Genomic DNA, 24,354 nt, shown 5'->3' on the forward strand with positions numbered 1-24,354 from the left:
ATGAGCGACGACGCACGCCCCCGAATCCTGCTGGTCGAGGACAACCCCGGTGACGCCCGCTACATCCGCGAAATGCTGGACGACGCCGTCTCGCTGGAGGCGCGCTCGTTCGACGACGACGCGCTCGTCGGTGACGGTGTCGGGGCGCAAGCCGACCGGCTCGTCCACGAGACCCGCCTCGACGACGCCCTCGACCACCTCGACGACGCCAGCGCCGACGTCGTCCTCCTCGACCTCGGACTCCCCGACAGTAAGGGACTGGAGTCGCTCACGACGCTGCTCGACCACCACGCCGAGGTGCCGGTCGTCGTCCTCACCGGACTGACCGACCGCGAAGTCGGGATGGAGGCGCTGCGCCGCGGCGCCGAGGAGTTCCTCGTGAAAGACGAGATTAACCCCGAGCTGCTCGTGCGCTCGGTCCACCACGCCATCGAGCGGCGGGCGCACCGCCGCGAGAAGAAGCGCTACGAGGCGCTCATCGAGGAGTCCACGGACGTCAACGCCATCGTCGACCCGGGCGGAACGATTCAGTACGTCACGCCGTCCGTGGAGCACGTGCTCGGCTACGACACCGACGAACTGGTCGGTGAGAACGCCTTCGACTACATCCATCCCGACGACCGTGCCGCGGTCGGCGAGGAGTTCGACCGACTCGCCGGCGACCCCGACTACCGCGCGACCGTCGACTTCCGAATTCGCTGCTCGGACGACTCGTGGGTGTTCTTGGACGGGCGCGGGCGCAACCTCCTCGACGAACCGGCGATAGACGGGTTCGTCGTCTACACCCGCGACGTCACCGAACAGCGCGAGTACGAACGCCAACTGGAAGCCCAGCGCGAGCGCCTCGCCGCGCTGAACCAGTTGAACGGCGTCATCCGCGACGTCGCGAGCGCGGTCGTCGAGCAGTCCACGCGTGAGGAGATCGAACGTATCACCTGCGAGCGCCTCGCGGCGTCGCCGTCCTACGAGTTCGCGTGGGTCGCCGAACCGGGTTCTGAGACGCAGTCTGTGAGCGTGCGCGCGAGCGCCGGCACCGACGGCTACCTCGACGACGTGTCGCTGTCCGTGGATCCCGACGACCCGACCGGCGAAGGCCCGACGGGGCGCGCGCTCCGCACCGGCAAGATACAGACCGTCGTCGACGTCTACGACGACATCGACTACGAGCCGTGGCGCGATGTCGCCGACAAGTACGGCTTCCGGTCGTCGGCCGCCATCCCGATTCGTCACGAGGACACCACGTACGGCGTGTTGAACGTGTACGCCGACCGCTCGGACGCGTTCCGCGAACAGGAGCGGACCGTCGTCGAGCACCTCGGTCGCCTCGTCGGGCACGCCATCGCGGCCGCCGAGCGCAAGCGCGCGCTGTTGAGCGACGCGGTCGTGGAACTGGAGTTCCGGATTCCGGACACCGCCGAGGCGTTCGGCGCCGACCGCGCCCCGTCGGCGCCCGTGACCTTCGAGCGGACGATTCCGGTCGGCGACGGCGAGTTCATCGTCTACGGCACCACGGCCGCGGACACGATGGACGACCTGTCGGCGCTCGCCGGCGAGGTACCGTGGTGGGGAGCGGCGAGCGTTGTCAGCGAGCACGGCGACAACGTGCGCTTCGAACTCCCGCTCTCGGACCCGCCGCTGACGACCACGGTGGCGTCGATGGACGGCTCCGTCGAGGAGGTTGTTGTCGATGACGACGTCCGGGTTCGGGTCCAACTTCCTCAGAACGTCGACGTGCGGGCGGTCGTCGACGAGGTCCAGGACGCCTACGAGTCCGCGGAGGCGGTGGCCCGCCGGCAGGTCACGGGCGACGACGAGCGCGGGGACCGCGTTGCCGACGTGTGGGCGAACGAACTCACCGACCGCCAGCGCACCGTCGTCGAGACGGCGTACTTCGCGGGGTTCTTCGAGTGGCCGCGAGCGACCAGCGGCGAGGACGTCGCGGCGTCGCTGGACATCGCCGGGCCGACGTTCTCACAGCACCTGCGCGCGGCCGAGAACAAGATTTTCGCGCGCATCGTCGGGGACGAGGCGTCGGACTAGAACTGCGGGAGCGACAGCGGCACCGACCCCTTCGTGTAGCCGTCCACTGAGCCGTCGGGCCGCACGCGGAACACGACCGCGGGCCGGTGGCCGACGTCCGGCTGTTCGCCGCGGACGCGGCGCCACTCGTCGTCCGGGAACGACGAGCAGTCCACGAACAGGACCGCGCCGCCGCCGTGGGCTTCCAGTTGGCCGCTGGTCTTCGTCTCCGCGGTCTCCTTGACCGCTCGAATCGGCGTGTTCGCGGCGCGGTCGTTCGTCGGTACGGGACGGGTCACTTCGACGAGGACGCCGTGTTCGCCCTCGCGGTCCGCGCGGAAGTCCAGCGAGTGCCCGGTCGTCACCTCGATTTCGGGGGTGACCTCGTAGCCGGCCTCGTGGAGCAGCCACGCGGCGTGGAACTCGCTCATCGCGGCGCTGGCGCGCGCCAAGTCGAGGAACTCGGAGGTGCCGAGTTTCCCCGCCATGACGTGCCGTTCGTCGTCGAGGATGCCGGTGTCGAGGAAGGACTCGTAGAACGCGAGCGCGTCCGCGGCGTCCGCGTCGGGGAAGCCGGCGGCGTGCTCGCTGAAGAACTCCCGCGTCGTCTCGCGGCCGTCCTTCGAGCAGAACACGGGGAGGAAGAACCACGACAGCGTGGGGTAGTCGGCGAGCCACGGGTCCTCGTCGTGGAGTTCCGCGAGGAGTTCCCGCTGGGCCCACTCGGAGACATCCGCGGGCGCCTCGGCGAACGACTGCTTGTCCGTCCGCCAGAGCGCTTCCGGCGTCTCCGTGTTGCCGAGCCACCACCCGCCGTCGCGGTTCCAGCAGAACAGCGCGGTGTCGCCGTTGTCCACGTCGAACCGCCGGGCCTCGTAGCCCTCGGGGGGTTTGAACCACGGCGTCGAACTGCGCGCGCCGAGGTTGTCGTCGAGGTCTCTGTAGAGGAGGTCGTGGACGCGGTCGGCACTCCACGATTCGGTCGAGCGCCGGAACCGCAGCGGTTTCGCCACACGCGGAGTAGGCCTGCGGGAGGGATGAGTCTGTCGTCGGCGCGCCGGAACGCGGTTAGGCGGCTTCGAGCTCCTTCGGCCGGTACGTGACCGCGTCACGGCCGTAGTCGTCGAAGCGCACGACGATTCGCGGGCCGTCGCTGCCCGCGCGGACGTCGGTGACGACGCCGTCGTCGCCGAAGTGCTGGTGGCGGTCGTAGCCGTGGACCGCGAGCTTCGCCTTGTCCGCCGACTGGCGCGTGACGCGTACGGGTTGTCCGAGTCGCAGGTCCGCCTCCGAGATTGACATGTGACTACATACCACGCCCTTCGGTATGAATGTTTCGGCGGTCTGTCGAATATATTCGGGAGAACACACACCCGCGGGGACCGCAAACTACCGACCACGATGGCAGCGAAAACACTCGACCTGCGGGAGGTACCGCCGCCCGAACGCCACCCCAAGATACACGACGCCTTCGCGGAGTTAGACAGCGGCGAAGCGCTCGAACTCGTCAACGACCACGAGCCAAAGCCGCTGTTCTACGAGCTGCAGGCGGAAGTCGAATCCTTCGACGCGGACGCCTACGAGGTCGAACAGCGAGGTCCCAGCGAGTTCGTCGCGACACTCCCCAAGGTGTGAGCTGAGCGAGGCTCCCTCCTGCGTCGTGCCCGCTTTCCGCCGGCACACGCCGGCCGGCTCCTTCTCATCACCACTCAACTGCGCTTCTGCTACCCCACCTCACTCCGACTCTGCGTCCGTGGGCGCGTCCGCTGACGCGTCGCCGTCCCCGTCTCCGTCGGCCTGCTTCTCCATCGTGACGCGGTGCGGAGCGTACCCGCGGCGCTCGTAGAGGCGGCGCGCGGCCTCGTTGTCCCACAGCGCTTCGACCGCGAGGATGTCCGCGCCGGCCTCGCGTAGCTGGTGTTCCGCGTAGTCGAGCAGCGACGACCCGAGGCCGTCGCCGCGAGCGTCCGGCAGCACGTAGACGTTGTCCACGACGCCCCGAGTGGCGTCCGTCTCGAAGAACCCCGTCTCGACGTGGAACATCACGAATCCCACGGGCTGGCCGGCGTGCCGGACCACCCCGCAGTCGCCGGTGTGAACGTACTGCGCGACGAGGTCGCGGGCCTGCTCGCGGTTCTCCGCCGCGAACAAGTGCGAGCCGTGTGCGCGCTGCTCGCGAGCGAGCGCCACCCACAGTTCCGTGACAGCTTCGACGTCGTCACCGGTCGCAGCCGCCACCTCCATTTAGCGTCCCTCCGCGAGTGAGGCCGCGGTCAGTGCCGTCATCGGAGCGCCTCCACGGCGGGCAGCGGCTCGGCCGTGAGCAGTCGGAGCGCAGCGCCACCGCCAGTACTCACGTGCTCGAACCCGGAGAGCCCGAACTTCCGGATGGCCGCGGCCGTGTCGCCGCCGCCGACGATGGTGAAGTCGGCCTTCGTCGCGGCCTCGAAGATGCCGCGCGTGCCGTCCTCGAACGTCTCCTCCTCGAAGACGCCCGCCGGCCCGTTCAGCACCGCCGTCCCGGTGTCTTCGAGAACCGCAGCGTACGCGTCGACGGTGGCGCTACCGACGTCTTGGAGCGGCTCGTTCTCTCCCGGTGGGAGGTTCGCGACCGCGAGTTCGACGCGCTCGCCGTCACGCTCGACGGCGACGTCCGTCGGCAAGCGAATCGTGTTGCCGTACGCGCGGAGGAGCGCGCCCGCCCGTTCGATTTCGGTCTCGTAGCCGTTGTCCTTGACGAACTCCGTGCTCGCGCTCCCGATGTCCACGTTTGCCGCCGCGAGGAAGACGTTCGCCACCACGCCGGTCACGAGCACGTCCTCGGCGAGTCCGTTTGCGAGCGCGTGCTCGATGACCGTCACGGAGTCCGGGACTTTCGCGCCGCCGACGACGTACGTCCGCGGCGTCGGCGTCTCCTCGATGGAGCCCAGCACGTCCAGTTCGGACTCCATCACGCGGCCCGCGTACGACGGAAGCAGTTCGGGGAACCCGACCAGCGACGGCTGTGAGCGGTGCGCGGCCGCGAACGCGTCGTTGACGTACGCGTCCAAGACCGGGGCGAGCCGGGAGACGAGGAACGTCTCCGCGGCGCGCTCGGGCGCGAACTCCATGTACTCCTCGCTGTAGAAGCGCGTGTTCTCCAACAGGACCGCCGACCCCGAGTCGAGGGCGTCGACGGCGTCCCGGGCCTCCGCGGAGAACGTCGCGTCGCAGTACGAGACCGGGTTGTCGAGGAGTTCGTCCAGGCGGTCGGCGTGCGTGTTGAGGCGCGCGAACTCGTCGCCGCCCGGTCGGCCTTGGTGGGCGAGAATCGCGACGCGCGCGCCGCGGTCGAGCAGTTCGTCGAGCGTGTCTACGTGCGCTCGCAGGCGAGCGTCGTCGGCGAGCGTTCCGTCCTCGGCCAGCGGGCTGTTGATATCGACCCGCACCCCGACCGCGGTGTCCGTCGCGTCGAGGTCGTCGAGGGTCCGTATCGCCATGTACTGGGTCCGAGAGAATCTGCGTGCATAGGCGTTTCTGTCCGCCGCGGCCAGTCACACGCCCGAATTCGACAATTCGAACGCGAGTAAACACTCGTGGTTGGCGTCGTGCGCTCGAGGGACAGAGACGGGTCGGGAAGGGGTCCCGGGAGCCGGGGGTGTGGACGAGGAACGGTCCGTCAGACGGGCTGGCACTCCGGGCAGAGCAGTTGGCCGTTGACGTCCACGAGTTCGTGCGCGAGCCCGCCACAGCTCTCACAGACGCCCTGTTCGGCGTAGCTGCTCTCGGAGTGGGCTTGCTCGTTGCCGGTTGGCCGGCCCGAGGGCGCTCCGGGCGCGCCGCGGAGTTGCTTCTCGACGGTGGGTGCGACGTCGCGCGCTTCCACGACGCCGTGGACGCCGTCGTCGTCCGCGACCAGCACACGCGGGTCGCCGGTCCGCCCCATCAAGTCGGCGGCGTCGGCGACGGAGGCGTCCAGAGACAGCGACTCCGGCGGGCCGTCCATCACGTCCGCGGCGGTGACGCCATCCGGGTCATGACCGTCCAGCAGCGCGTCCATCACGGACTCGGCGGTGACGACGCCGACCGGGTCGGTGCCGCGGAGGACGACCGCGCTGTTGGTGTTCTCGGCCCGCATCAGTTCCACCGCGTCGAGGAGTTCGTCGGATTCGCTGACGCCGACGAACTCCCGGGAGAGCACGTCCCTGAGCGCTAACTGTGCCATGAGATAGCGTAGCACGCAGTCGTGCTAAAAGGTATTCCCAAAACGCGTATAGGTCGCGGCAGCGAAGTTCTCGGAGGCCGCTGCAAACTGTTCTTCGGAGGTCACTGCAAACTGTTCTCCGGAGGTCGCTGCAAACCCTTCTCACTGCCGGGTCGAACCGCGGGATTCAACATCGTTGCCTCCCCTCCCGTGTAGCAATGACCATCCCGTCGTTCGCTATCGGCATTGCCGGGGGGACAGGCGCCGGCAAGACGACGGTAGCCCGCGAGATTACGGACAACGTCGAGGAAGCGGCCACCCTCATCCCGCTGGACAACTACTACAAGGACCTCAGCCACATGGACTTCGAGGAGCGCGAGAGCGTCAACTACGACCACCCCTCGGCGTTCGAGTGGGACCTCCTCCGCGAACACCTCGACGCGCTGCTGTCCGGGCAGTCCGTCGAGATGCCCCAGTACGACTTCACCGAACACCTCCGCAAAGACGAACGTGTCACCGTCGAACCCACCGACGTCATCGTGCTCGAGGGGATTCTGGCGCTCTACGACGAGAACGTCAACGACATGCTCGACCTCCACATCTACGTCGAGACGGATGCCGACGTCCGCATCCTCCGCCGCATCGAACGCGACGTCGTCGACCGCGGCCGCGACCTCGAAGGTGTGATGGACCAGTACCTCTCGACGGTCAAGCCGATGCACGAGCAGTTCATCGAACCCACGAAGAAAGACGCCGACATCATCATCCCGGAGGGCGCGAACGCGGTCGCTGTCAACCTCCTCGAAGAGAAAGTGCAGGCCGAGAGCTCGGAGATGGCGGCGTGGGCGGTGCGCGGCGACGAGGAGCGCTACGAGCGCGAATTCAGCGACGACGGAGCCAGCGACGACGAAATCAGTGACGAGTTACGGGACGAACTCGACGCGGGCGCGGCGGAGAACAACGAGTAATTCGACGCGCGTCATTCCACCGACGCGCGTCACGCCCCATTGACCCGCGTCACGTTCCGAGAAGAGGGTGGCTGCTACGCTGTCGGAATTCTAGCGGCGCGCTATCGGTTCGGCGGGTGGTAGTCCCAGATGTTCGCGCGCCGCAGGCCGTCTCCGACCGCCTTGTGGAAGCCAACCTTCGTCTCGAACTCGTCCTCCTCGACGTGTTCGAAGATTTCCGCCACGGAGAGCACCTTCTCGTGGTTGATTCGGACCGGCCAGTCGCCGAACTCCTCGACGAACGCCGATTTCTCCAGCGGGAAGTCGTCGTGCTCGTCGGTCATCTTCGAGAGGACCGCCATGTCGTAGTTGCGGCCGCCCTCGCTGCCTTTCTCGCCGTCGGGGTCGTGGACCCAGTCCCGGCCCGAGGGGTCTTCCATCTCTGCCATACTCGTGTCGTTCGCCGCCGGCCCCAAAACCGTTTCTCAATCCGCGCAGGAGATTCTCGGCTCCACGAGAAACGAGTTGTGTAGAATGTTAGCGGTGAGGCTGGGATTTGAACCCAGGAGGCGTAACGCCACCGGTTTTCAAGACCGGCGCAATAGGCCGCTCTGCCACCTCACCACGCGAGCGACCGTACGACGAGTGGACGGTTCAAACTGTCGTTGTCCGGCAGTCGGGAACGCCCCCGCCCCCGGATTTCGAGTGTTCGACGGGGAACGATAGGGGCCGTGCGAACGTCGGTCGATGCGACCACCGATTTCGGATGAGTAACCACGGCGGCAACACGCCCACCCCGTTTTGCAAGTGTTATGGGAGAATTGAAAGGGTCGGTAGCGGGTGCAGGTGCCGCGGCGCTACGGCAGCAGGAGAAATATCGGTGTGGGTACTACGAACACACCAACGAACACACGAAACTGAAGAAACGATAGAACCGAGGGTATTATGGTGGATGGGCAGAAAGCCACTCGCAAGCGATGAAGACGCCGTTCCGTGACCGCGTCGAGCTGTTCACCAACAAGGACGTCCTCAAGGATCACTACGAGCCCGAGGAAATCCTCGAACGCGACGAGGAGATCGACCAGTACGCCAACGCCCTCCAAGACGTGGTCGACGGCTGGGAGCCCGACAACGTCTTCGTCTACGGGAAGACCGGCGTCGGGAAGACCGCCGTGACGCGGTACATGATGGACGCCCTCGAATACGAGGCCGAAGACCGCGAGGGCGTCGACGACGTGGTGAGCGTCGAAGTCAACTGCCACCACCACCCCTCGTCGTATCAGGCCGCAATCGCGCTCGTGAACGAACTCCGCGCGGACACCGACCGCGACCCGCTCACTACGGGGCTGTCGACGTCGGACGTGCTGAACGCGCTGTTCGACGAAATCGAAGCACGAGAGGGAACCGTGCTCATCGTGCTCGACGAAATCGACAACCTCGGCGACGACGACATGCTGCTCTACCAGTTGCCGCGCGCGAAGACGAACGGCAACATCTCCGACTCGCAGGTCGCGGTCGTCGGCATCTCCAACGACTACACGTTCCGCAACGACCTCTCGCCGAAAGTGCAGGACACGCTCTGCGAGCGCGAAATCAAGTTCCCGCCGTACGACGCGAACGAACTCGTCACGATTCTCACCGACCGCGCCGAGCGCGGCCTCCGCGGCGACGTTCTCGACGACGGCGTCATCCCGCAGTGTGCGGCGCTCGCAGCCCGTGACCGGGGAAGTGCGCGACAGGCGATCGACTTGCTCCGGGAGTCTGTCAACGTCGCTGTCGAAGACGGCCGGGAAGTCGTCTCCGAGGAAGATGTCGACACGGCGGTCGAGCGCGTCGAACGCGGCCGTATCAAGGACTCCATCAAGGACCTCACGACGCACGGCCAGTACGTTCTGCTCGCGGTCACACAGATATCGGTCAGCGGGGAGACGCCGGCCCGCGCGAAGGAACTCTACGAGGTGTACGAGGACGTCGCCGCGGAGTACGCGGCCGAACCGTTGAGCCAGCGTAGTGTCCACGACCACCTCAACGACCTCTCGATGCTGGGATTCCTCCGCCAGCACGACCGCAACTACGGGCGCGGCGGCGGCCAGTTCTTCGAGTACGAACTCGACGTCGACGCGGAGATGGTGCGAGAAGCGATGGCCGACGAAACCGATTGACATCCTCGCGACGTTCTTCCACGCATTTTCGCCGAGCACTCGCTGACCACCACTTGGTTCTACGTTCGAACACTCGAAAACCGGGGGTGGGAGGGGGACTCCTGCCGGCTACCCCGCCTGTCCCCGAGCTACTTTCACTTGCAAAACGGGGTGGGGGAGAAGACACCGGTGACCCACCCCACGAACGAGAACAACACTTGCAAACGGGGGCCCGCCCGCGCTCCTTACTCGCGGACGAGCACGCGGTCGTCGTCTGCTTCCTCGACGCGGAGACCGAGGTCTTCGACGTACGCAGTCGTGAACGCGGGGACGACGCGGCCGGCGGCACGGCGCGCGCGAATCTCCGCGACGACCGAGACGAGATCGCTGCCGGTGCGTACGCGAGTGTGTTCGTGGAGGAAGTCGACGTCGTGGCCGGCGTCGACGGCGCGCGCGGTCACGTTCTCGATTTCGGGCGGACTCCACGCGCCCTCGAAGTCTATCGGCTCGCGGAAGCCAGCGAAGTAGAGGCTGCCCTCCCGGGACGGCCCGACGACGACGGGATTCCGGCGGAGTTTCAGCGCCGCGCTGTCGACGTGCTTGCGCGCGACCAGCGGCGTGTCGGGTTCGAGAACAGAGACCGACGCCACGCCCTCGCGGTCGAGCAAGTGCGTGACCGTGTTCCCGACGCGGGCGTGCTTCGAGGACCCGACCTGCACTTCGACGCGCGCCTCCTCCAGTTGTTCTTCATCGAGGACGTCTTCGACGAGTTCGCGGACTTCCCGTTCCGCGTCGGCGCCCTCGGGCACGTGCTCGTCGGGAATCTCGTCGTCCGGGCGGTAGTTCACGAGCAGGTCGCCGCCGCTGTCGGCGGCCGCGTGGAACGCGTCGGCGGCCATCGCCTCGTACAGCGATGCGGCCTCGCGCTCGGAGAGCGGCGACGTGGCTGCCAATTCCGGCAGGACGAGTCCTTCCCGCGGCGGGTCCACCGTGACGGCGACGACAGTCATACGTTGCCCTCCGTCCGGGGGACGCTTGAACACCGCGATACGGTGCCCGCGCTAGTTCCCTCCAGCAACCGCCGCGTTCGCCCCCACGAAGCGGTCGCGTCAGCGACCGCGCCGGCCCTTCGTCTGCCGGTAGTCCGTGTCCAGCAAGTCGAGGAAGAAGTCGACGTACTCGTCGACCTGCTCGTCGGTCTGGTCGGCGGGGTGGACCATCGGTGCGAGTTCGAACCCGCGCCCGCGAATCGACGTCGCGTGGTGCTTCTCGACGTCGAGGTCGTCGGCGGGCGTCGTCGTGTACTCCTTCCCGAGTTCCGTGAGCGCGCGCTGGCCGACTGGAACGAGCACCTCGGGGTTGATGATGCGGATGTCGGCGTTCAGGTACGGCTCGCAGGTCACGACCTCCTCGTCGCTGGGCGCGCGGTCGGGGTGGCGGCAGCGCGCGAGGTACGTCAGGTAGGCGTTGTCCAGCTCGGGCTCGTCGCTGGACGGCAGCGAGTAGTTCAGGCCGACGCTCCCGAGGATGTGCTGGAAGCGCTCGCCCGCGTCGTCGCCCGTGAACGGCACCCCCGTCGCCTCGGCGCCCTCGCTGGGGGCCTCGCCGACGAACACGAAGTCCGCGCCGACGTCGCCGTAGCCGTGGATGACGCGCTCGCGGACGTCACAGAGCCCGGGACAGTTCCGGCAGTCCTCGTCCATCCCGTAGGGGTTCTGCGGGCCGTCCTGATGAGCGTCCATCTACCGGGACTGAGGCCCGCGCGCAAAAAGCCGCTTCGCTCGGCCCCGGGCGCCCGCGACGTCAGCCCCGCGTTCGACCGTCGCGGAGCGCGTGGAGGTGTTCGTCGCAGACGGTGGCGGTGGCCTCAGTGACCTCGTAGGCGACGGTGGAGACGAGTGCGGCGTCGTCGCGCCGGCAGTCGGGCACCCACTGCGGGAGCGCGTAGAAGCCGTCCCGGTCGCAGAACGCGCAGCCGTCGACGCCCCGCCACCGGCCGCGTTCGAGGCTGCGGCCGAACTCCGCGCGCTCGCAGTTCACGCAGAGCGCGCCGACGCGGACGCCGCCGACAGTATCGACGACCGCGCGGTTGTAGCCCGCGGGCTCGCCGCACGCGATACACCGGTGGCCCATCGCCGTGAGGACTCGCGGCCGCGGGCATAAGCCTGACTAAGAGGCCTATAGACGCCTCTGTTCGGCGCTCCCGTCGCGCGGTTTCGCGTCGCACGGCAGAAAGGGGGCCGCGGCACCCGAGCGCCGAGCTACTCGTTGCGCGGGCTGCTCGGGTGGTAGTCGGTGTCGTACTCGCCAGGCTGGCCGTCGAGGCGGTCCGGGTTGATGCGCCCGCCGAGCAGCATGAAGTCGAGGATGGTGACGTTCAGCATCGCTTCGACGACGGGGACGCCCCGGGGCGGCAGCACCGGGTCGTGGCGGCCGACGACCTGCGCCTCCTTCTGTTCGCCCGTCTCCCAGTCGACCGTCTGCTGTTTCTTCGGAATCGACGTGGGCGCGTGCAGCGTCACCTCGCCGTAAATCGGCTCTCCAGTGGTGATGCCGCCCTGCAGGCCGCCGTGGTCGTTCTCCACCGGCACTGGTTCCCCCTCGTTATCAAATTCCCAGTCGTCGTTGCGCTCCTTCCCGGCGTACGTTCGCGCGTCGCGACCCAGTCCGAACTCGAACGCCGTGGTCGCCGGGACGGACAGCATCGCCTGTCCGAGACGCGCCGACACGGAGTCGAAGCGCGGCGCGCCCAGCCCGCGCGGCACGCCCCGAATTTCGAAGTAAATCGAGCCGCCAATCGAGTCGCCGCGCTCCTGGTAGTCCTCGATGAGTTCCTGCATCTCCGCGGCCGTCTCCGGGTGCGCGCAGCGCACGTCGTTGTCCTCGGTGTGTTCGAGCATCTCCTCGAAGGACACCTCGGGCGCCTCGACGTCCCCGATCTGGTTGACGTGGGCTTTCACCTGTACGCCCTCCTGCTCCAGAATCTCCTTCGCAATCGCGCCCGCCGCGACCCAGTTCACCGTCTCGCGGGCCGAGGAACGCCCGCCGCCGCCCCAGTTACGCGTGCCGAACTTCGCGGAGTACGTGAAGTCGCCGTGGGAGGGCCGCGGCGCCGTGACGAACGGCTCGTACTTCCCGGACTCGGCGTCCTTGTTCTGGATGGTCATGCCGATGGGCGTGCCCGTCGTGTAGCCGTCCTGAATCCCGGAGTTGATGGTCACCTCGTCGGGTTCGCCCCGCGACGTCGTAATCATCGACTGGCCGGGCTTCCGGCGGTCGAGCTCGCGCTGAATCGTCTCCTCGTCGAGTTCCAGTCCCGCGGGACACCCCGAAACCACGACGCCCATCCCCTTGCCGTGGCTCTCGCCGTACGTCGTCACCTGGAACAGTCGCCCGAAGCGATTACCGTTCATTACCGGAGCATACGTCCCGAGGGGCTTATGGCTTGCAGTCCGCGCAACGGATCATCGCGCCCACCGTCAGCGGTCGACGTCGGCGCCGAGGCCCGCGAGTGCGTCGAAGAAGTCGGGGAACGAGACGTCGACGTGCTCGCCGCCCGCGATGGTCGTCTCGCCGTCCGCGACGAGCGCGGCGACCGCCAGCGACATCACGATGCGGTGGTCGCCGCGGCCGTCCACGCGCGCTCCTTCGAGGTCGCTGTCGCCGCCGTGGACGACGAGTTCGTCGCGTTCCTCCTCGACGGACACCCCGAGTTTCGCGAGTTCTTCGGCCATCGCCGCCACGCGGTCGGTCTCCTTGTAGCGGACGTGCTCGGCGTCCGTAATCCGCGTCGTGCCGTCCGCTACCGCCCCCAAAACCGCAATCGTCGGCAGGAGGTCCGGGGTGTCGGCGACGCCGACCGTGATACCGTCCAGCGAGGACTCGCCGACGACGATTTCACCAGCGTCCTTCCGCCACTCGATGTCCGCGCCCATCTCCCGGAGCACGTCGACGATTGCCGCGTCGCCCTGCGCGCTCGGGTGCGCGCCCTCCACGACGACCTCGTCGCCGCCCGCGAGCGCGCCCGCCGCCAGCAGGTACGACGCCGACGAGAAGTCCCCCGGAACCGCGTACTCGCCGTCGCTCGGTTCGTAGCTCTGCCCGCCGGGCACGCGGTAGCCGAAGTCGGTCTCCGCGGCGTCGACGCCGAACGAATCCAGCACGTCCAGCGTGATGTCGACGTACGGCGCGGACTTCAGCTCGGTCGTCAACTCGATTTCCACGCCGTCGTCGGTGAGCGCGCCAGCCATCAGCAGCGACGTGACGAACTGCGAGGAGACATCCCCCGGCATCTGCACACGTCCGCCCGTCATCGGGCCGTCCACGATGAGCGGCGCCTGCCCGTTCCTGCGCGTCGACCGGGCCGCGCCGCCGAGGTCAGCAACAGCATCGAGTAGCGGGCCGTGCGGCCGCGAGCGCAGCGACGCGTCCCCGGTCAACACCGTCGCGCCGTCCGCGAGCGCCGCCGCGCCCGTCACCAGCCGCATCGTCGTCCCCGAGTTCGCGCAGTCGATGACGTCCGCGGGCACGTCGGGAGCGCCCCGGAATCCCGTAATCTCCCAGTCGGTCTGCACGCGCTCGGCGTCCCCGCCGAAGTGGTCGACGGCGCGAGCGGTCGCCCGCGTGTCCGCGCTCACGAGCGGATTCCGGACCAGTGCGCCCGACGCGTACCCCGCCGCCAGCAGCGCGCGGTGCGTGTAGCTCTTCGACGGCGGGGCGCGAGCGGTACCCGCGACCCGCGAAGTTCCGACAGTGACGTCCATGCGTACGGCGACGGCGGCGTCTGGTATCAGGGTTCCGACGCCGGTGAGGCTTCCCAGTTGGCCGGAGGCGGTAGGATTTTGCGGCGGCCGCGCGGACTCGACGGTATGGACCCCGACTTCTCGCGGCTCGACGAGTTCCTCGACGAGCGAGGGCTGGACGGGTACGCGTTCCACGACGACGACTCGAATAGCGACCTCTACTACACGACCGGGTTCTCCGCGCCGGACCCGTTCTTCGCCGTCTACACGCCCGAAGCGACCGGCATCCTCACGGGTCCGCTGGAGTACGGGCGCGCGAAATCCGAGAGCCGCGCGGACGTCGTGGCCCGGCTCTCGGAGTACGGCTTCGACGAGAAGCGCGCGGAACACGGCGCCGAGACGGCGTACGCGCTGGCCGCCGTGGAGTTCCTCGGCGACGTCGGCTGTGAGTCGCTCGCCGTTCAGCGCCGGTTCCCGGTGGCCGTCGCGGACGAACTCCGGGCGGAGGGCGTCAGCGTCGACCCCGACGACGACGGCGTCGTCTCCGAGATTCGCGCGACGAAGACCGACGAGGAAGTCGAGCACGTGCGGGCCGCCCAGAAGGCCAACGAGGCGGCGATGGCGCGCGCCGAGGAACTGATTCGGGGCGCCGAGGCGAACGACGACGGCGAACTCGTCTTCGACGGGGACGTACTCACGAGCGAGTACGTCAAGCGGGAGATCGAAATCGAACTGCTGCGCCACGGCTGTGCGCTCGACGAGACCATCGTGGCGTGCGGGCGGGACGCCGCCGACCCCCACAACCGCGGGAGCGGGCCGCTGGAAGCCGGCGAGTTCGTCGTCGTCGACATCTTCCCGCGGGACAAGGACTCGAAGTACCACGCGGACATGACGCGGACGTTCCTCAACGGCGACGCCAGCGACAGCCAACAGGAGTGGTACGACGTCACCCACGAGGCAATGGAGGCCGCGCTCGACGTTCTCGAACCGGGCGCGACCGGTGAGGACGTCAATCAGGCCGTCGTCGACGTCTACGACGACCACGGCTTCCCCACCATCTACACCGAGCCGGAGACCGAGACCGGGTTCATCCACTCGACGGGGCACGGCGTCGGCCTCGATGTCCACGAGGAACCGGCGCTCTCCGTGGGCGGCCCGGAACTCCGGCCCGGCCACGTCGTCACCATCGAACCCGGTCTCTACGATCCCGACGTCGGCGGCGTCCGCATCGAGGACATCGTCGTCGTCACCGAGGACGGGTACGAGAACCTCACGGAGTACGAGATTTCGCTCGCGGACTGACCGACCGCAGTCACTCGTCGTCTGACTGCTGTGGCGTCGGGCGCTCGCTGGCGAGGCGAATCGCGTGGTTCACCAGCGACTCCATTCGGTCCAACGACGCCATCGCATCCTCCAGCGCCGCATCCCCGTCGTCGCCCGCGCGTGCCGCCTCCAAGTCCGCGCGGAGCACGTCGATGGACTCCAGTAAGTCCGAGGAGAGCACGCTCGTCAGTTCGAGGAGGTGGTCGGCTCGCTGGGCGCCCCCGTCGTCGACGACGGTTCGGAAGTGCACGGAGAGACCGTCCTCGGAGGGGAACGCCCGCACTTCGAAGGTGTGTTCAAGTGGCTCGAAGCGCTCGCGGAACGTCACGGGCTCTTGGGCGGCCATCGCGCGGTGGTACTCCGTGTAGAAGTCCGTGCCGACCGCCGCGGGGAAGGCGTCCCAGATGTTCTCCCCGACGACGTCGTCGGCCTCGACCTCCAGGATCTCCTCGGCGGCGTCGTTCAGGTACGTGAACCGCCAGTCGCGGTCGAGCGCGAAGAAGCCGTCCGTGATGCGCTCGTAGACGTTCCGCGCGAGGTCGTTCAGCATCGCGACGTCCTGCTCGGCGCGGTACGTCGCCGCGGCGTCGTGGCACGTCCCGGCCAGCGCGCTCCACGGGTCGTCCTCGTCGCCGTCGCGGACGTAGCCGGTGACGTTCAGGGAGATGGCGTCGCTGGCTATCGACCCGGCGCCGGCAGCCTCGTAGACGACGACCGGGACCGCGGGGTCGGTGTCACGAACCAGTCGCAGAAGCCGCAAGCCGTCGGTGCCGTCGGCGGCGTGTTCGACGGCGACGCAGTCGACGTTCCCCTCGGAGAGCGCGTCGAGCGTGGCGGCCGCGGTCGGGAGCGCGGTCACTGTCAGCGGCGCGTGCTCGGGGAGCGCGCGCTTTGCCGCCGCGCGCGACCGCTGGTGCGCGCTGACGAACACCACGTACATCTGTTCGCCCATGTCGGGAATTCAATCGGGTTGAAGCAGGGGCCGCGTTAGTCACTTGTGGCTCACTCGCGGGTCTGGAGGTCGTGGAACACCGCGAGGAAGTCGTCGTCGTCGAGGTCGGTGATGCGCTGGTCGAGGTTCGAGCGCAGTTCGGCGATGTCCGCACAGAGCTGCTGGTAGCGGTCGTCGTTCGCGAGTTCGGCGTCCGTCTTCGTCGTCTCGATGGTCGCCCGTCTGGACGCGAGCGCGAAGTACCGCTGGACCTCCTCGTTGTACAGCGAGCGAGCGAGCAACCGCTTGACGAGCGGTTCGAGTTCGTCGCGCTCGACGGGCTTGACGACGTACGCGTCGAAGCCGAGTTCCAGCGTGTCGAAGTCCGGATCGACGGCGGTCACCATCGCGACCTGACAGTCGAGGCCGCGGTCGCGGATGGTCTGGAGGACGTCGTCGCCGGAGCGTTCGGGGAGCCGACGGTCCAGCAACACGACGTCCGTCTCCTCGTCGAGTTCGTCGAGCGCGTCCGCAGCGCTGTACGCCGTCCGTACGTCGTAGCTGTCGGTCAGCCAGTCGGCGAAGAGGTCTGCGAGTTCGCGCTCGTCCTCGACGATGAGGACCGTCGCCCGTTCAGGCATCTCGCTCGAATCAAGTTCGCGGGTTCGTTTAACTCTTTCCCGCTGCGTATCAACAATCGCCGGCTCGCAGGCGGATACTGACTGTGTTCTCGTCGGGAACGCCCACGTCGGCGTTGCAGTGACGGGCGAGCCAGTAGACCGCCCACAGGCCGATGCCGGAGCCGTGTTGGAGCGACTCTTCGGTGACGCCGGAGAGCGCGCGGCGCTCGTGCTCGGGAATACCGGGGCCGTTGTCCGACACGCGGAGGTCGACGGGGTCGCTGGCGTCGACGGTGACGGTCACGCGGGGCGGGTCGCTGTCGTTGTGCTCGACGGCGTTCGTCAGAAGCTCCCGAACCGCCAACCGCATTCGGGCGTCGACCTCGACGTCCGCTTCGCCGCACACATCGAAGACGGCGTCGGGGTACTGTGAACGCACGCGCTCCAGTTCTGCTTCGAGCAGGCTGTCGAGGGCGGCGGCGTTCGTTTCGCTCGCGCCGAGCACGCGTTCGACCACGCGCGCCTTCTCACTGACGTCGAGCAGGTCTTCGGCCGCCGCGACGATACTGTCGACGTCCGCGTCGTCGTGGTGGTCGGCGACGCGCTCGGCCCGCCCGAGCACGACGTTCAGCGAGTTCCGGACGTTGTGCCGGAGCACGCGATTCAGCACGCGCAGGCGCTGGTCGCGCTCCTCGCGGTCGGTGACGTCCCGCGCCACGAAGACGTAGCCGTCGTCGCCCAGCGACGTCATCGACAACTCCTGTGGGTACGTGCGCCGGTCCTCGCGGCGCGCCACCACCTGTCCGTGCCAGTGGTCGTCGCTGTCCCCGTTAGCGTCCAGTTCCGCGAAGACGTCCGCGAGGCGGTCCGCGGCGCTGTCCGGATAGTACGCCGACCAGTGAGTGCCAGCGACGCCGCCGTCGGTGCGGTACTCCTCGCGGAAGGCGTCGTTGGCGTACACGACGTGTCGGTCGGCGTCGAGGACCGCGACGCCGTCCATCGCGGCGTCGAGCGCGCGCTTGAGTCGGACCTGCACGCGGGAGCGGTGGCGTGCGCGCTCGCTGTACGTCCCCGCGACCGCGGCGCCGAGCGCGCCGACGCTCGTGTGCTGGATGAACACGTGGTCGACCGCGGTCCCGTCGCCGTACCCGCCGACGAACATCGTCCACAGGCTGAGCGCGAGGACCATGCCCGCCCCGCCGACCGACCACGTGGCCACCGTCGCGGCGCGCGCTCGGTCCCGGCCGCGGTACCGGAACCACACGCCGTACGCCAGCAGACCGACCGCCGGCCCGACGGTCGTCGCGACGAGCACCGGCCGGTTGTGGCCGTGGTTCCCGAAGTGCGCGACGGCGGCCGCCGTGAGAATCGCGCCGAACGCCGCGACGAGCCAGTCACGGGCCGGCTGCTCGGTTGCACGACGGGTGTCTAACTGCGGCACGCTCGACCGGTTTCTGTTGGGACATAAATATCCACGTGTCGAATTATCAACGCCGGAAATCGGCGAACGCGGCGGTTTGCGCGAGGAGTTCGTGAACGAACTCCTTTTGCCGGGGCGGACGCTATCGGAAACCGATGGACGTACTCGTGGTGGGGGCCGGCGATGTCGGCCGCTGGTTCGCGGACTTGGTCGACGCGCCGGTGACGTTCACCGACGTCGACGAGGAGCGCGCGCGAGCGGCAGCGACGGCACTCGACCGCCGCGCGGCGGCCGTCCCGCTGGACACCGAGGAGTCGTTCGGCGTCGTCGCCGTCGCCGTCCCGATGGGCGCCGCCGTCGACGCCGTCGAACGCCACGCGGGCCGCGCCGAGCAGGCCGTCGTGGACTTCACCGGCGAGATGCGCGCGCCGCTGACGGCGATGGCCGAGCACGCGCCGGCCCGCGAACGCGTGAGCTTCCACCCGCTGTTCGCGCCCGAGCACGCTCCCGGCCGCATCGCGGTCGCGGAGAGCGCACCCGGACCGGCGACTGACCGCGTGCGAGAGTGGCTGGAGGACGCGGGCAACGACCTCGTGGACGTCGGCGCCGCCGAGCACGACGAGGCGATGGTGACGATTCAGGGGCGAGCGCACGCGGCGGTGCTGGCGTTCGCGCTCGCTGCCGACGACGTGCCAGAGGAACTCGCGACGCCCGTCTACGAGGACCTCGCGGCGCTGGCCGACCGCGTGACCGGCGGGAACGCGCGCGTGTACGCCGACATTCAGGACGCGTTCGACGGCGCCGCTGACGTCGCCGCGGCCGCCCAGCGACTCGCTGACGCCGACTACGAGGAGTTCGAGGGGGTGTACGAAGATGCCAGTCGATAGGGACGCGGTGCTGGACGCCGCGAAGTACCTGCGAGACGTGCGGCCGCTGGACCCCGAGGAACTCTGCGAGTACGTTGCGGACCAACCACACGCGGGGGTCGTCCGGCAGGTGCTGCGCGAGCACGCCGCCGACCTCGGCGTCGTGGAGCGCGACGACGGCACGTTCGTCCCCGCAAGCGGCGAGCCGGTCCGCCCAGAGTTCGACGGCGTGAGCGCGCTCCCAGAGAAGTACGAGCGCGTTGTCGAGGACTTGCTCGTCGAACAGTGGGGGCCGGACTGGCACCGCGACGACTCCGGGAGTGTCCTCCGGGAGACGATTCGGCGCTTCAAGGAGGACTACTACCGCCAGCACGCCGTGGAGTACGACGACGAGGTCGCGCTCGGGTACGCGGTCTACCACCTCGCGACGTACTACGCTGCGGTCCAGTACGCTCTCGACGACCTCGCAGATGGCGGCCTCCTGACTGACGACGTGCGCGTGCTGGACGTGGGCGCGGGCGTCGGCGGCCCCGCGCTCGGCCTCTTCGACTTCCTGCCCGAGGACGCGCTCGTGGAGTACCACGCGGTCGAACCGAGCGCCGCCGCGGCCGTGCTCGACGAACTGCTCGACGAAACCGGGCAGAACGTCCACCCGACGATTCACCGCGAGACCGCCGAGACGTTCGACCCGGACGGCGAGTACGACCTCGTGCTCGCCTGTAGCGTGCTCAGCGAACTCGAACAGCCCGTCGAGACCGCCCAGAAGTACGTCGACGCGCTCGCCGAGGACGGGACATTCCTCGGCCTCGCCCCCGCGGACAAGAACACGAGCACGCACCTCCGCGAGGTCGAACGCGACCTCGAATCCCGTGGCGCGACCGTCTACGGCCCGACGCCGCGACTGTGGCCGGGCGAGCGGCCGGCCGACCGCGGCTGGACGTTCGACGAGCGCCCAGACGTCGACGCGCCGAGCTTTCAGGAAGCACTCGCGGGCGCCAGCCAGCGCCCCTCGGAGTTCACGCACACCGAAGTCCGGTTCTCGTATTCGCTGCTGCGGACGGACGGCGTCCGCCAGCACGACGTCTCGCTGTCCGCCGACCGGCTGTTGAAGCTCGCTGACGCCGACGACCGCGTCACCGACCGCGTGGACGCCGTGCTCGCGAAGCTCTCCCGGAACCTCGCGGACGAGGACGCCAATCCGCTGTTCAAGGTCAGCGACGGCAGCGAGAGCGAGGACTGTTACGCGGTACTCGTCCGACCGACGAGCCTCAACCGCGACCTCCAGCGCGCCGACTACGGCGACCTGCTCTCCGTGGAGTCCGCGCTCGTGCTCTGGAACGACGACGAGGAAGCGTACAACCTCGTCGTCGACGAGGAGACGGTCGTCGACAGCGCGTAGTCGCTGACTCTCGAACCGTTCGTTCCCAGCGTATTCTGCCGCGCGCCGACACGCTCTTGCGTAGGCGCGCCGACGTTCCAGCCGATGACGGACGAATGACGGATTCGCTGGAAATTCTCGTTACGAACGACGACGGTATCGACGCGCCCGGGATTCGAGCGCTCGCCGAGGGCCTCGGCGATGTCGGGAACGTCACCGTCGTCGCGCCGACGACCGACAAGAGTTCGACCGGGCGCGCGATGTCCCACGAGGTCGCCGTCGAGGAGCACGAACTCGGATACGCCATCGACGGGACGCCGTCGGACTGCGTGATTGCGGGACTGGAGGCGCTCGGGCCGTACCCGGACGTCGTGGTCGCGGGCGTCAACGAGGGCGCGAACCTCGGGATGTACGTGCTCGGGCGCTCGGGCACCGTGAGCGCGGCCGTCGAAGCCGCGTTCTTCGGCGTGCCCGCCATCGCGTCCTCGCTGTTCCTCACCGAGGAAGACTTCGGCGAACCCACGCAGCCCTCGGACTACGAGGCCGCAGTCGACGCGACCACGTACCTCGTCGAGCACGCCCTCGACGCCGGCGTCTTCGAGCACGCCGACTACTTGAACGTGAACGCCCCCCATCCGGGCGCGGACGCCTCGGGCGAGATGGTGGTGACGCGTCCCTCGCACGGCTACGACATGACCGCCGCTCGCGACGGCGGCACCATCACGCTCCACGACCGAATGTGGGACCGCATGGACGAGGGAGATATTCCCGACCCGCCCGGTACGGACCGCCGCGCCGTCGTCGACGGCCACGTTTCCGTCTCGCCGCTCACCGCGCCCCACAGTACCGAACACCACGAGGCGCTGGACGCGCTCGCGGAGACCTACGACTAACCCGAATTCACCATCGTTAACCCTCGCAACCAGATATTTATACAGCGCGAGTGAATGACTCACTCGATGTCGTCGCCGTCAGACGGGGTCCTGCCGCGGGTCACGGGGCTCGCTCGCCGACTCGTCTCCCGACTGCGCCCCGAGCGAATCTCGCTCACGCCGCCGCCGTCGACGTTCACGGACGCCGAGGGCCGCGAAGTCACCGTTCGAGCCTACGAGGACGGCGATTTCGAGTCGCTAGTCGCGATGTACGACGACTTCGACCCCGCCCAGCGCGCACAGGGGACGCCACCGCTCGGCGAGGACGCGATTCGTGACTGGCTCGACGGCGTCCTCGACGGCCCGAACGTCGTCGCTGTCGTGGACGGCGACGTCGTCGGACACGTGATGTTCGTCCCGGATGACACTGGGCGCCACGAACTCGCCATCTTCGTCCACCAGGACTTCCAGCGCGCGGGCATCGGTACGAACCTCCTCGCGGTCGGCCTCGAACACGCCCGTCGCGAGGGCGTCGAGTACGTCTGGCTCTCCGTCGAAGCGTGGAAGCGCGACGCCCAGCGGCTCTACCAGCGCGCCGGCTTCTCGACGGTGAACCCGATGGGCGCCGCCCACCGCATGTCGCGGTACCTCTGAGTCGGTCAGCGCGCGTCAGCCAGCATTTATGAGGGTGTGAACGAGTTTCCCGGTATGGAGGACGTCGACCTCGACGAGCTCGTCTCGTCGCTGACCCCTCGCGAGGAGAACGAGGCGCTGAAAACCTACCAGAACACGGTGTCGGTCGCGTGTCCCGCCTGCGACGAACCGTTCGCGGACCTCGTCGTCTGCAAGCAGAACCCCACGAGCCTGAACCTCTCCCAGCAACTGGACCTCTGCGTCGGCGTCGACGACAACCGCGCGCTCATCTTCACGCACAAGTCCTGACGCGCGGCGTTACGGACGCCCGAAGTCGACGCTCGCGAATCCCATGACCACTTCGACAGCGCGGCGACGAGTCCTCGGTCATCGGACCTCGGCAGTGACTTGAAGGTCGTCGATATAGTGGGTCGCGTCGGCCTCCCAGATGACCGCGGTGCCGACCGCGAGGTACAGCGTGTCCGTCGACAGCTCCGGCGTCGTCCACTCGAACTCGTAGTCGTGCCAGCCGTCCGCGAGCCACAACGGCTCCCGGAGACCGCCGTACGGCGTCTCGCCGAGGTCGTCGGTGTTGACGCCGGGCCGCGGAAAGTCCTCCTCTGCCGCCGGCGGCTCCGGGCCGAGGCGCATCAGGGCGTGCCGAATCGTGTTGAACGACTCCGACTCGCTCCAGAACTGCCCCTCGACTTCGATGTCGTACGCTCGCCCCGGCTCGACGGACACCGGGTGGACCGCCCACGTCACGCCGTCGTCGTAGGACCCCTCGTTCCACACGCGCAGCGACCGCTCGCCCGTCGCGGCTTGCGCGTCCGAGACGGCGGCATCCCACTCGAACTCCGCGAGGTCGACCTCGGGGCCGATGGCTGCACCGGTCTCCCAGTCGCCGATACCGTCCTCGAAACTCTCGGTGAACACCGCGTCGTCGCCGCCACCGCTCGGCACGACACAGCCAGCGAGACCCGTGAATCCGACCGCTGCACCCGCTCGAAGTACGTCTCGGCGATTCATCACCGTGAATACTGCCGCCCGCGACATAACCGCTCTGGCGGCCGCCCCGCTCGCGTCACCGGTTCTCGGGTTCAGCCGTAATCCACTGCTCGCTGCTGGAGAGCAGGACCAACTGGTCGGCGACGTCCTCCATCGCGTCGACGAGCTGGTCGAACAGGAACGCGAACTCTCGGTACACCAGCGGGTCGGGGACGTCCGCGTCGAAGACGTCCGCGACCACGGCGTTCCGCACGCTGTCGCACTCCGTCTCGGCGGCCCGAATCGCCTCGACGTGTCCGGCTATCGACCCCGTCTCGGTCGCCGAACACAGCAGGCGGACGAACTCGTAGACGGCGTCGCCGAGCGACGCCATCGCCGCCGTCGCGTGGTCGACCATCTCCCGGTAACGCCGGAAGCACCGACGACGCCTCGCCGGCGAGACCGTCAAGAGGTCCTCCGCGACCCGCTCGGCCGTGTTCGGAATCTCGTCGAGCAACTGGTAGAGCCGCACCACCTGCTCGGCGTTGAGGTGCATGCGGGAGTTGCGGATGCCGAACTCCTTGACGGTCGTGTTCGTCACGAGCGCACTGATTCGCCGGCTCTTCGCGTCGCAGTCGCTCTCGACGGCGCGAATCTCCTCGACGAGGGCCCGCGACGAATCACCGTCCTCGTACTCTTCGACGAGTCGCGACAGCAGTTCCACGCACTCGCTGATGCGGTCGAGGTACGCGTCAGTCCGGTCGACGACCCGCTTCGAGAACTCCGGAGTGGCCTCGGGTGACATCTATTCGAGGATGGCACCGGCAGTCGCAAAGAGGTTGATATGAGGAGTCCGTACGCCGCAATAGCCGACCGTATCCCGCCGGATCAGCGGTTCTCCCGCTGTTCGACCTTGTTCAAATCGCTAAAATCCATACTGGATTGCAGTGAAACCACTCTTGGTTTCGATTCTGTTCTGTCGAATCCGTGGTTGAGAATTACAGTCACAGACCGCCTGGTCACTTCTCCCCCGACTCCAATCGCTCCAAAACCTCCCAAAACACACGTACCGGCTGTTCACTCCCGAACGACACAGCCGCATACTGATACTCGTCAGCGGCGGACTGCCGCTTTTGGTGATGCCCCCATCCATCCACGTGTGGGTTCGGTTCGTGATGCCAGCCACAATCGAACCCGGATTCCTCGCTGTAGTGGAACGAGAACTCTGGACGGGCGTCTCTGGTGTCGCCTGCATACCAACGCACGGTCAGCACGCCTGAACTCGACGACCG

Annotated in this window: 26 protein-coding genes and 1 tRNA gene; 10 read left to right on the forward strand and 17 right to left on the reverse strand. The window is 68.1% G+C overall.

Annotated features, from left to right (window positions below):
- Window positions 1–2,040 (forward strand): bacterio-opsin activator domain-containing protein, encoded by a 2,040-nt coding sequence (locus tag AVZ66_RS07390; RefSeq protein ID WP_058983267.1) that lies wholly within the window; start codon window positions 1–3, stop codon window positions 2,038–2,040.
- On the opposite strand, the gene AVZ66_RS07395 is transcribed toward AVZ66_RS07390, so the two are convergent.
- Complete coding sequence (locus AVZ66_RS07395) at window positions 2,037–3,032, reverse strand: DUF5784 family protein (RefSeq protein WP_058983269.1); 996 nt, start codon at window positions 3,030–3,032, stop codon at window positions 2,037–2,039. The two genes, AVZ66_RS07390 and AVZ66_RS07395, sit on opposite strands and share 4 nt — an antisense overlap.
- A 55-nt stretch (window positions 3,033–3,087) precedes the next feature.
- On the reverse strand, window positions 3,088–3,321 hold the full coding sequence (locus AVZ66_RS07400) for a hypothetical protein (protein WP_058983274.1): 234 nt from the start codon (window positions 3,319–3,321) through the stop codon (window positions 3,088–3,090).
- Between the two features lie 99 nt (window positions 3,322–3,420).
- On the opposite strand from AVZ66_RS07400, the gene AVZ66_RS07405 reads away from it, so the two are divergent.
- Window positions 3,421–3,654: a DUF2249 domain-containing protein gene (locus AVZ66_RS07405; protein ID WP_058983275.1), complete on the forward strand. Its 234-nt coding sequence runs from the start codon at window positions 3,421–3,423 to the stop codon at window positions 3,652–3,654.
- A 99-nt stretch (window positions 3,655–3,753) separates the two neighbouring features.
- On the opposite strand, the gene AVZ66_RS07410 is transcribed toward AVZ66_RS07405, so the two are convergent.
- From AVZ66_RS07410 to AVZ66_RS07420, 3 genes are all read right to left on the reverse strand, one after another.
- Window positions 3,754–4,263, reverse strand: coding sequence for a GNAT family N-acetyltransferase (locus tag AVZ66_RS07410; protein ID WP_058983277.1), 510 nt, complete (start codon window positions 4,261–4,263; stop codon window positions 3,754–3,756).
- A gap of 38 nt (window positions 4,264–4,301) precedes the next feature.
- Entirely contained in the window at window positions 4,302–5,498 is a 1,197-nt protein-coding gene (locus AVZ66_RS07415; protein ID WP_058983280.1) for a phosphoglycerate kinase, read from the reverse strand.
- Window positions 5,499–5,677: 179 nt separating this feature from the next.
- Window positions 5,678–6,223: a cyclic nucleotide-binding/CBS domain-containing protein gene (locus AVZ66_RS07420; RefSeq protein ID WP_058983282.1), complete on the reverse strand. Its 546-nt coding sequence runs from the start codon at window positions 6,221–6,223 to the stop codon at window positions 5,678–5,680.
- Window positions 6,224–6,420: 197 nt separating this feature from the next.
- Between AVZ66_RS07420 and udk the strand changes: the two genes are divergently transcribed.
- Window positions 6,421–7,170, forward strand: a complete 750-nt coding sequence (gene udk, locus AVZ66_RS07425; protein WP_058983285.1) for a uridine kinase — start codon at window positions 6,421–6,423, stop codon at window positions 7,168–7,170.
- 101 nt (window positions 7,171–7,271) lie between these two features.
- On the opposite strand, the gene AVZ66_RS07430 is transcribed toward udk, so the two are convergent.
- Both AVZ66_RS07430 and AVZ66_RS07435 read right to left on the reverse strand, forming a co-directional pair.
- Window positions 7,272–7,598 (reverse strand): DUF5785 family protein, encoded by a 327-nt coding sequence (locus AVZ66_RS07430; RefSeq protein WP_082678807.1) that lies wholly within the window; start codon window positions 7,596–7,598, stop codon window positions 7,272–7,274.
- Window positions 7,599–7,690: 92 nt separating this feature from the next.
- Window positions 7,691–7,773 (reverse strand) — tRNA-Ser (locus AVZ66_RS07435).
- Between the two features lie 353 nt (window positions 7,774–8,126).
- On the opposite strand from AVZ66_RS07435, the gene AVZ66_RS07440 reads away from it, so the two are divergent.
- Entirely contained in the window at window positions 8,127–9,311 is a 1,185-nt protein-coding gene (locus AVZ66_RS07440; protein WP_058983287.1) for an orc1/cdc6 family replication initiation protein, read from the forward strand.
- 224 nt (window positions 9,312–9,535) lie between these two features.
- Here AVZ66_RS07440 and AVZ66_RS07445 read toward each other — a convergent pair whose 3' ends face one another.
- From AVZ66_RS07445 to aroA, 5 genes are all read right to left on the reverse strand, one after another.
- Window positions 9,536–10,300 carry a DUF2064 domain-containing protein gene (locus AVZ66_RS07445; RefSeq protein ID WP_058983289.1) on the reverse strand — a complete coding sequence of 255 codons (765 nt, stop codon included), beginning with the start codon at window positions 10,298–10,300 and terminating at the stop codon, window positions 9,536–9,538.
- A gap of 99 nt (window positions 10,301–10,399) precedes the next feature.
- Complete coding sequence (locus tag AVZ66_RS07450) at window positions 10,400–11,032, reverse strand: uracil-DNA glycosylase family protein (RefSeq protein WP_058983290.1); 633 nt, start codon at window positions 11,030–11,032, stop codon at window positions 10,400–10,402.
- Window positions 11,033–11,093: 61 nt separating this feature from the next.
- Window positions 11,094–11,423 (reverse strand): hypothetical protein, encoded by a 330-nt coding sequence (locus AVZ66_RS07455; RefSeq protein WP_058983292.1) that lies wholly within the window; start codon window positions 11,421–11,423, stop codon window positions 11,094–11,096.
- Between the two features lie 128 nt (window positions 11,424–11,551).
- On the reverse strand, window positions 11,552–12,703 hold the full coding sequence (gene aroC, locus AVZ66_RS07460) for a chorismate synthase (RefSeq protein WP_058983294.1): 1,152 nt from the start codon (window positions 12,701–12,703) through the stop codon (window positions 11,552–11,554).
- 66 nt (window positions 12,704–12,769) lie between these two features.
- Window positions 12,770–14,053: a 3-phosphoshikimate 1-carboxyvinyltransferase gene (gene aroA / locus AVZ66_RS07465; protein WP_058984678.1), complete on the reverse strand. Its 1,284-nt coding sequence runs from the start codon at window positions 14,051–14,053 to the stop codon at window positions 12,770–12,772.
- Window positions 14,054–14,158: 105 nt separating this feature from the next.
- Here aroA and AVZ66_RS07470 point away from each other — a divergent pair, with 105 nt between their 5' ends.
- A complete protein-coding gene (locus AVZ66_RS07470; protein WP_058983295.1) occupies window positions 14,159–15,334 on the forward strand; it encodes a Xaa-Pro peptidase family protein in 1,176 nt (391 codons plus the stop codon).
- Window positions 15,335–15,344: 10 nt separating this feature from the next.
- Here AVZ66_RS07470 and AVZ66_RS07475 read toward each other — a convergent pair whose 3' ends face one another.
- The 3 genes from AVZ66_RS07475 to AVZ66_RS07485 are packed head-to-tail and all read right to left on the reverse strand — an operon-like array spanning window position 15,345 to window position 18,347.
- Complete coding sequence (locus tag AVZ66_RS07475; protein ID WP_058983296.1) at window positions 15,345–16,307, reverse strand: PAS domain-containing protein; 963 nt, start codon at window positions 16,305–16,307, stop codon at window positions 15,345–15,347.
- 50 nt (window positions 16,308–16,357) lie between these two features.
- A complete protein-coding gene (locus AVZ66_RS07480; protein ID WP_058983298.1) occupies window positions 16,358–16,927 on the reverse strand; it encodes a HalX domain-containing protein in 570 nt (189 codons plus the stop codon).
- A 49-nt stretch (window positions 16,928–16,976) separates the two neighbouring features.
- A complete protein-coding gene (locus AVZ66_RS07485; RefSeq protein ID WP_058983300.1) occupies window positions 16,977–18,347 on the reverse strand; it encodes an ATP-binding protein in 1,371 nt (456 codons plus the stop codon).
- Window positions 18,348–18,481: 134 nt separating this feature from the next.
- Between AVZ66_RS07485 and AVZ66_RS07490 the strand changes: the two genes are divergently transcribed.
- The 5 genes from AVZ66_RS07490 (at window position 18,482) to AVZ66_RS07510 (ending at window position 22,384) form a co-directional block, all read left to right on the forward strand.
- Window positions 18,482–19,213 (forward strand): prephenate dehydrogenase/arogenate dehydrogenase family protein, encoded by a 732-nt coding sequence (locus AVZ66_RS07490; protein ID WP_058983302.1) that lies wholly within the window; start codon window positions 18,482–18,484, stop codon window positions 19,211–19,213.
- Window positions 19,200–20,591, forward strand: coding sequence for a small ribosomal subunit Rsm22 family protein (locus AVZ66_RS07495; RefSeq protein ID WP_058983304.1), 1,392 nt, complete (start codon window positions 19,200–19,202; stop codon window positions 20,589–20,591). Before AVZ66_RS07490 ends, AVZ66_RS07495 begins: the two co-directional genes overlap by 14 nt.
- A 95-nt stretch (window positions 20,592–20,686) precedes the next feature.
- Window positions 20,687–21,463, forward strand: a complete 777-nt coding sequence (surE, locus tag AVZ66_RS07500; protein WP_058983306.1) for a 5'/3'-nucleotidase SurE — start codon at window positions 20,687–20,689, stop codon at window positions 21,461–21,463.
- A gap of 66 nt (window positions 21,464–21,529) precedes the next feature.
- Window positions 21,530–22,096, forward strand: coding sequence for a GNAT family N-acetyltransferase (locus AVZ66_RS07505; protein WP_082678808.1), 567 nt, complete (start codon window positions 21,530–21,532; stop codon window positions 22,094–22,096).
- Window positions 22,097–22,150: 54 nt separating this feature from the next.
- The gene (locus AVZ66_RS07510; protein ID WP_058983308.1) at window positions 22,151–22,384 is read left to right on the forward strand and encodes a hypothetical protein; all 234 of its coding nucleotides are present in this window, start codon (window positions 22,151–22,153) and stop codon (window positions 22,382–22,384) included.
- Window positions 22,385–22,462: 78 nt separating this feature from the next.
- Here AVZ66_RS07510 and AVZ66_RS07515 read toward each other — a convergent pair whose 3' ends face one another.
- Both AVZ66_RS07515 and AVZ66_RS07520 read right to left on the reverse strand, forming a co-directional pair.
- Window positions 22,463–23,104, reverse strand: a complete 642-nt coding sequence (locus AVZ66_RS07515) for a hypothetical protein (RefSeq protein ID WP_058983310.1) — start codon at window positions 23,102–23,104, stop codon at window positions 22,463–22,465.
- Between the two features lie 55 nt (window positions 23,105–23,159).
- The gene (locus tag AVZ66_RS07520) at window positions 23,160–23,867 is read right to left on the reverse strand and encodes a DUF47 domain-containing protein (RefSeq protein ID WP_058983312.1); all 708 of its coding nucleotides are present in this window, start codon (window positions 23,865–23,867) and stop codon (window positions 23,160–23,162) included.
- Between the last annotated feature and the right edge of the window lie 487 nt (window positions 23,868–24,354).

The sequence above is a fragment of the Halobacterium sp. CBA1132 genome (assembly GCF_001485535.1).
Taxonomy (GTDB): domain Archaea; phylum Halobacteriota; class Halobacteria; order Halobacteriales; family Halobacteriaceae; genus Halobacterium.

Coding starts and splice junctions, on each gene's coding strand:
- AVZ66_RS07420 (WP_058983282.1), bottom strand. CDS start 6,223: ATGGCACAGTTAGCGCTCAGGGACGTGCTCTCCCGGGAGTTCGTCGGC.
- AVZ66_RS07480 (WP_058983298.1), bottom strand. CDS start 16,927: ATGCCTGAACGGGCGACGGTCCTCATCGTCGAGGACGAGCGCGAACTC.
- AVZ66_RS07475 (WP_058983296.1), bottom strand. CDS start 16,307: ATGGGCGAACAGATGTACGTGGTGTTCGTCAGCGCGCACCAGCGGTCG.
- AVZ66_RS07415 (WP_058983280.1), bottom strand. CDS start 5,498: ATGGCGATACGGACCCTCGACGACCTCGACGCGACGGACACCGCGGTC.
- AVZ66_RS07490 (WP_058983302.1), top strand. CDS start 18,482: ATGGACGTACTCGTGGTGGGGGCCGGCGATGTCGGCCGCTGGTTCGCG.
- AVZ66_RS07430 (WP_082678807.1), bottom strand. CDS start 7,598: ATGGCAGAGATGGAAGACCCCTCGGGCCGGGACTGGGTCCACGACCCC.
- AVZ66_RS07515 (WP_058983310.1), bottom strand. CDS start 23,104: ATGAATCGCCGAGACGTACTTCGAGCGGGTGCAGCGGTCGGATTCACG.
- AVZ66_RS07470 (WP_058983295.1), top strand. CDS start 14,159: ATGGACCCCGACTTCTCGCGGCTCGACGAGTTCCTCGACGAGCGAGGG.
- AVZ66_RS07455 (WP_058983292.1), bottom strand. CDS start 11,423: ATGGGCCACCGGTGTATCGCGTGCGGCGAGCCCGCGGGCTACAACCGC.
- AVZ66_RS07405 (WP_058983275.1), top strand. CDS start 3,421: ATGGCAGCGAAAACACTCGACCTGCGGGAGGTACCGCCGCCCGAACGC.
- udk (WP_058983285.1), top strand. CDS start 6,421: ATGACCATCCCGTCGTTCGCTATCGGCATTGCCGGGGGGACAGGCGCC.
- AVZ66_RS07495 (WP_058983304.1), top strand. CDS start 19,200: ATGCCAGTCGATAGGGACGCGGTGCTGGACGCCGCGAAGTACCTGCGA.
- AVZ66_RS07410 (WP_058983277.1), bottom strand. CDS start 4,263: ATGGAGGTGGCGGCTGCGACCGGTGACGACGTCGAAGCTGTCACGGAA.
- AVZ66_RS07510 (WP_058983308.1), top strand. CDS start 22,151: ATGGAGGACGTCGACCTCGACGAGCTCGTCTCGTCGCTGACCCCTCGC.
- AVZ66_RS07440 (WP_058983287.1), top strand. CDS start 8,127: ATGAAGACGCCGTTCCGTGACCGCGTCGAGCTGTTCACCAACAAGGAC.
- AVZ66_RS07520 (WP_058983312.1), bottom strand. CDS start 23,867: ATGTCACCCGAGGCCACTCCGGAGTTCTCGAAGCGGGTCGTCGACCGG.
- AVZ66_RS07390 (WP_058983267.1), top strand. CDS start 1: ATGAGCGACGACGCACGCCCCCGAATCCTGCTGGTCGAGGACAACCCC.
- aroC (WP_058983294.1), bottom strand. CDS start 12,703: ATGAACGGTAATCGCTTCGGGCGACTGTTCCAGGTGACGACGTACGGC.
- AVZ66_RS07505 (WP_082678808.1), top strand. CDS start 21,530: ATGTCGTCGCCGTCAGACGGGGTCCTGCCGCGGGTCACGGGGCTCGCT.
- AVZ66_RS07450 (WP_058983290.1), bottom strand. CDS start 11,032: ATGGACGCTCATCAGGACGGCCCGCAGAACCCCTACGGGATGGACGAG.
- aroA (WP_058984678.1), bottom strand. CDS start 14,053: ATGGACGTCACTGTCGGAACTTCGCGGGTCGCGGGTACCGCTCGCGCC.
- surE (WP_058983306.1), top strand. CDS start 20,687: ATGACGGATTCGCTGGAAATTCTCGTTACGAACGACGACGGTATCGAC.
- AVZ66_RS07400 (WP_058983274.1), bottom strand. CDS start 3,321: ATGTCAATCTCGGAGGCGGACCTGCGACTCGGACAACCCGTACGCGTC.
- AVZ66_RS07445 (WP_058983289.1), bottom strand. CDS start 10,300: ATGACTGTCGTCGCCGTCACGGTGGACCCGCCGCGGGAAGGACTCGTC.